Origin of the sequence: Dolichospermum sp. LEGE 00246 (assembly GCF_015207865.1) — a bacterium.
GTDB lineage: Bacteria > Cyanobacteriota > Cyanobacteriia > Cyanobacteriales > Nostocaceae > Dolichospermum > Dolichospermum heterosporum.
This window is the reverse complement of record NZ_JADEWA010000419.1, coordinates 1-4866: the sequence shown is the minus strand read 5'-3', so window position 1 is coordinate 4866 and position 4866 is coordinate 1. Positions and strand designations below refer to the sequence as shown.

General features: G+C 40.6%; 4 protein-coding genes and 1 pseudogene. 1 reads left to right on the top strand and 4 read right to left on the bottom strand.

The window, feature by feature from the left end:
• Positions 1-124: 124 nt before the first annotated feature.
• Positions 125-283 (bottom strand): annotated as a pseudogene (locus IQ228_RS21215) (MOSC domain-containing protein); the annotation flags it as partial.
• Positions 284-724: 441 nt separating this feature from the next.
• The gene (gene lepB, locus IQ228_RS21210; RefSeq protein WP_027401129.1) at positions 725-1411 is read right to left on the bottom strand and encodes a signal peptidase I; all 687 of its coding nucleotides are present in this window, start codon (positions 1409-1411) and stop codon (positions 725-727) included.
• Positions 1412-1693: 282 nt separating this feature from the next.
• Between lepB and IQ228_RS21205 the strand changes: the two genes are divergently transcribed.
• Positions 1694-3010 (top strand): dihydroorotase, encoded by a 1317-nt coding sequence (locus IQ228_RS21205; RefSeq protein ID WP_027401128.1) that lies wholly within the window; start codon positions 1694-1696, stop codon positions 3008-3010.
• Positions 3011-3248: 238 nt separating this feature from the next.
• Here IQ228_RS21205 and tsaE read toward each other — a convergent pair whose 3' ends face one another.
• Together tsaE and IQ228_RS21195 are read right to left on the bottom strand one after the other, a co-directional pair.
• The gene (tsaE, locus tag IQ228_RS21200) at positions 3249-3689 is read right to left on the bottom strand and encodes a tRNA (adenosine(37)-N6)-threonylcarbamoyltransferase complex ATPase subunit type 1 TsaE (protein WP_193964333.1); all 441 of its coding nucleotides are present in this window, start codon (positions 3687-3689) and stop codon (positions 3249-3251) included.
• A gap of 203 nt (positions 3690-3892) precedes the next feature.
• Positions 3893-4693 (bottom strand): Uma2 family endonuclease, encoded by an 801-nt coding sequence (locus IQ228_RS21195; protein ID WP_193964324.1) that lies wholly within the window; start codon positions 4691-4693, stop codon positions 3893-3895.
• Positions 4694-4866: the final 173 nt, after the last annotated feature.

Genomic DNA, 4866 nt, shown 5'->3' with positions numbered 1-4866 from the left:
TGGCAAACGGCATCAGGCGGGGAACCGTACATCTAAGGTAATACCTGAAAAGCGGATATTATTCGAGCAGTTGTGTTTGCAATTATTCGATTAAGAATCCCCGTGTCTTTAGACCGGGGAGTGTCAATTGAAAAGCTACTGTTTCACCACTAGCAGCAAATAAGCCATCTTCCCAAAATCCTGGGACACCATCAATTTCAATATTGGCACGCATTCGCCGCCGCATTTCACCAACGCTGATACCAGAAAACCAGGATGCAACCTCTGTTAAGGTAGCTGTAGTGAACTACCCACACTGACCTGACGGTACAGTGTCGGCTTCCTGTCCAACAGAAAGCACAGTAGTAGACTTCTTGCGTCCTCTATTACTGCGACTTATTTCTGGGCGACAGGCTTCTTGATGAAGTTGTTCATGGGGGAAACCCCCAAGACCACACTAGTGGTCTTTTTTCAGTGTCTAAAACAAATACTTTGGACATAATATTTTGCTCCAAAGAGCCTCCTTGCGGGTAATGTTAGCTAGATGCCTCCGGCACGCTGGCGCGAACGACAATGTTAGAGGTCGGTAACTATCTTAAAAGCACTGGTTTAACCCTTAAGCCTGTTTAACTTTTAAGTTCTAGAGCAGGGAACTAGCTACGCATCCTCTGGTAGGTCTTTAACTCTTACCTCTAACGTAGTTCGGTTAAGAACTGAGTCTGGTCAACTAGGCTTTTACAAGCCCTCACTTACCCGAAGGGAAGTGATGGGTGGTTGACGGTTGTTGAGATGAATAGGCAGGAGATTTATCAATTGTACCCATTCTATCGAGAGGCCAAAAACGAACTACAGCCCGACCAATAATATTACTACGGGGAACAACACCCCAACAACGACCATCATAACTGTTAGGACGATTATCACCGAGCATGAGGTAGTAATTTTGTGGGATAATTTCCGGTTGAGCCAAGAAAGGAGGCTTAAGTCCACTGCTGTTACAAGCTTCAACGAACGTTTGTGCAGTAGAAGATAGATAAACATCTTCCCGTAAAGGCTTGCTGTTGATATATACTTTGCCTGCTCTCAGTTCTACTTTTTCACCAGGTAAACCAATTACTCTTTTAATAAATGCTTCCCGTTCAGGATTATTCTGTATTTCTTGGGGCGGTAAAAATACTACTATATCTCCCCGTTCCGGTTTAGCAAATCTATACTTTACTTTATCAACAATAATTTTGTCTGCCTGCCATTGGTCCTTTACACCATGCAGGGTTGGTTCCATTGAACCAGTGGGAATCCAACGAGCTTCGGCGACAAAGGTACGAATTCCTAGAGCCAGAAAGATACTCAATATCATCGTTTTACCTAGCTCTACTATCCAGGAGTTATCGGGTTCTTGGCTAGAGTTTTTATCAGATGCTTGATTTTGCATGAAATTGTTGAAGTATGTTATGAGACTAGTATTGAACTCAGAGGGAGAGACTTGATATTATTAATCTTAACGAGATGGAGCAGAGGGTAGGTAAATAAAGTAAAAAATCTAGTGTTTTCCTTTTATCAGCTGCAAACATTCAGGTTTTTAGCTTTCTTAACTATAAACATTTTTTAACACAAAACCAAAATCGCTGATTCTTCGTGCCAATTAAGTTTATCTTAAAGAAAAAGTTATCTATCATCCATAAATAGTTCCTTTATCCTGAAAAATCTTAAATCCATGTCAAAACAAAGTTTACTGATTCGCCACGCTGAAATTATTTTACCCAATGGTGAGTCAATGATTGGCGATGTGTTGATAGAAGGAAGGCACATAACCCAAGTAGGACAAGAAATTACTAATGCCACACCCACTTGTGAGATTGACGCACAAGGATTAACTTTGTTGCCTGGTGTGATTGACCCCCAGGTGCATTTCCGTGAACCGGGTCTAGAATATAAGGAAGACTTATTTACTGCCAGTTGTGCTTGCGCGAAGGGGGGAGTTACTTCCTTTCTAGAAATGCCGAATACAAGACCTTTAACCATTACTCAATCAGCTTTAGATGATAAGTTACAACGGGCAGCCCAGAAGTGCTTAGTTAATTATGGCTTTTTTATTGGGGCTACGGCGGATAATTTACCAGATTTACTTTCTGCCCAGCCAACACCGGGAATTAAGGTGTTTATGGGGTCAATGCACGGACAGTTGTTGGTAAACCAGGAAGAGGCACTAGAGGCGATTTTTGCGCGGGGAACTCGTTTAATTGCTGTTCATGCGGAAGACCAAGGGAGAATTAATCAACGAAAACAGGAGTTTGCTGGGATTACAGACCCGGCGATTCATTCCCAAATTCAAGATAATCAAGCTGCTTTGTTGGCTACGCAATTGGCGTTAAAGCTTTCTAAAAAATATCAACGCCGTTTACATATTCTGCATATGTCAACAGCAGAGGAAGCGGAGTTGCTGCGTGAGGATAAACCTAGTTGGGTGACGGCAGAGGTAACACCCCAACATTTACTGTTGAATACTAGTGCTTATGCAACTATTGGTACTTTAGCACAAATGAATCCACCTTTGCGATCGCCCCATGATAATGAAGTTCTCTGGCAAGCTTTACGTGATGGTATTATTGATTTCATTGCCACTGACCACGCCCCCCACACTCTAGAGGAAAAAGCCCAAACCTACCCGAACACCCCTTCAGGAATGCCCGGTGTAGAAACTTCTTTACCTTTAATGTTAACCGCTGCTATGGATGGAAAATGTACTGTTGCCCAAGTTGTGCAATGGATGTCTAAAGCGGTTGCTGTAGCTTATGGTATTGCCAATAAAGGTGAAATTACCCCTGGTTATGATGCGGATTTAGTTTTGGTAGATTTAAAAAATTACCATGAAGTTAAACGGGAAGAAGTTGTCAGCAAGTGTGGTTGGAATTCTTTTGAAGGTTGGAATTTAACAGGTTGGCCTGTAACAACAATTGTCGGCGGTGAAATTGTTTATGATCATGGTCAGCTAAATACACAAGTTCGTGGACAAGCTTTAACTTTTTCGTAGTTAGTTGTCAGTTGTTAGTTGTTAGTTGTCAGTTGTCAGTTGTCAGTTGTCAGTTGTCAGTTGTCAGTTGTCAGTTGTTAGTTGTTAGTTGTCAGTTGTCAGTTGTCAGTTGTTGATATACTCAAAACGGCTGGAAGCTGGACTTTTTTATCATACAAAGAACAAGTTCAAAGCCTCTCCCCGTTGCGGGGAGAGGTTTGGAGAGGGGTTTCATATTTGGTTAAACTATTAACCGTTTTCAGTATAGTTCACAATTTACAGTAATAATTTCGGCTTGACGATCGCCATTTTCACCATATTTTAAACATACTTTTAAATAACTATCTGGTAGATATGGCATTCTTTCAGCCCATTCAATGGCGACAATTCCTGGTGTTACTTCTATGCCTTCCCAGTAACTTTCCAGGTTCAAGCCTGTAACTTCTTGAGGTTCTAGACGGTATAAATCCAAGTGATAAAGGGGGATGCGTCCTTCTGTGTACTCATTAATGAGAGTAAAGGTAGGACTAACAATAGAGTCAATTATCCCCAAACCTTTACCAATACCTTGGACTAAGGTAGTTTTACCAGCACCTAAATCGCCTTCTAGTAAAATCACACTACCAGCATTTAAAGTCTCACCAAGGGTAATACCTAATTGTTGTGTTGCTTCCATATTAGGAAGGAAGATTTTAGTCATTGATAATTGGTAATTGGTAATTGGTAATTGGTAATGTCTAAGAGGGTGTTTGAAAAGTTTTGAATGTATAGACTGACCCCTCTCCAAACCTCTCCCCTGCAAGGGGAGAGGCTTTAAAACCCCCATTCCCTTGCAGGGAAGGGGGGTAGGGGGGTTAGGTTTTTGGAGATTACTGGTTTGATATAATACTTTTTAAACAACCTCTAAGCATTATCCAGTGTATCGGGATTAACGCCTAAATCACGCAACAGTTGTCCTAGTTGTTCAACTTTTCTTTTTGCTTCTATTGTTTCTTGTTCAGCAAGAATAACTCTTTCATTAGCCGCAGCCGCTTCTTCTGTTGGTTCAGGAATTAATTCTCCTGTTAGTGTGAACCACCTTAACCATAACTTGGGAATATCTCGAAATGTCCCTTGCCATAATCCTAAACTTAAACCTAATTCTGGCATTAGTAAGCGTCCTTCAATCATATTCATAGGTTCATAATGACCACCTACTAACTGAAATGCGCGGACTTCATTGGTGTAGCGGCTAAAAACAATATAGTAAGGAATTCTTAAAATCCGTTCATAAACTTCCCATTTTGTGGGAGGTTTACCTATTTGACTTTTTCTATTACCTAAATCTTCATCTTCTGTACCAGGAGATAATAATTCTACAACTACAAAAGGGTTTGCTGGTTCTTGCCAACTGACATAACTTAAACGCAAATCTTGGCCATTATATAATTTTGGGACTCCTACTACACCAAACCAATCTGGGCGTTTATACCATAAAGGATTTTGCAGATCATAATAAAGCTTCAGATCAGCCGCACTATAAACAATTTCTGGATTCCAGTTTATGGGTTGAAATGTTAAATATAAAAGTAAAGGTTGTAAAAAATGAAAGTCGTCTCGCCAGCCTTTTTCCTCTGGGTTTTCGCTAGGTAAATCATACATTGTCGGTAAAGTTTCCCAAGGGGGAAGGGGTGGTTCAGTTTGAGAAATGATGGAAGAAGTCATAAATATTTTAGTTTGGTAACTGGTAATGGGGAAATATATTTCCGTTCTATAAAACTTACCCAAAATTACCAAAGTCTAGACACATCTGGACAGCGATAATCTTAGTGTTTATTTCCTGCTTCATCGTGGTCTTAGAATGACTTCTAAGAGGTTTTTCCACTCGACAGACAATC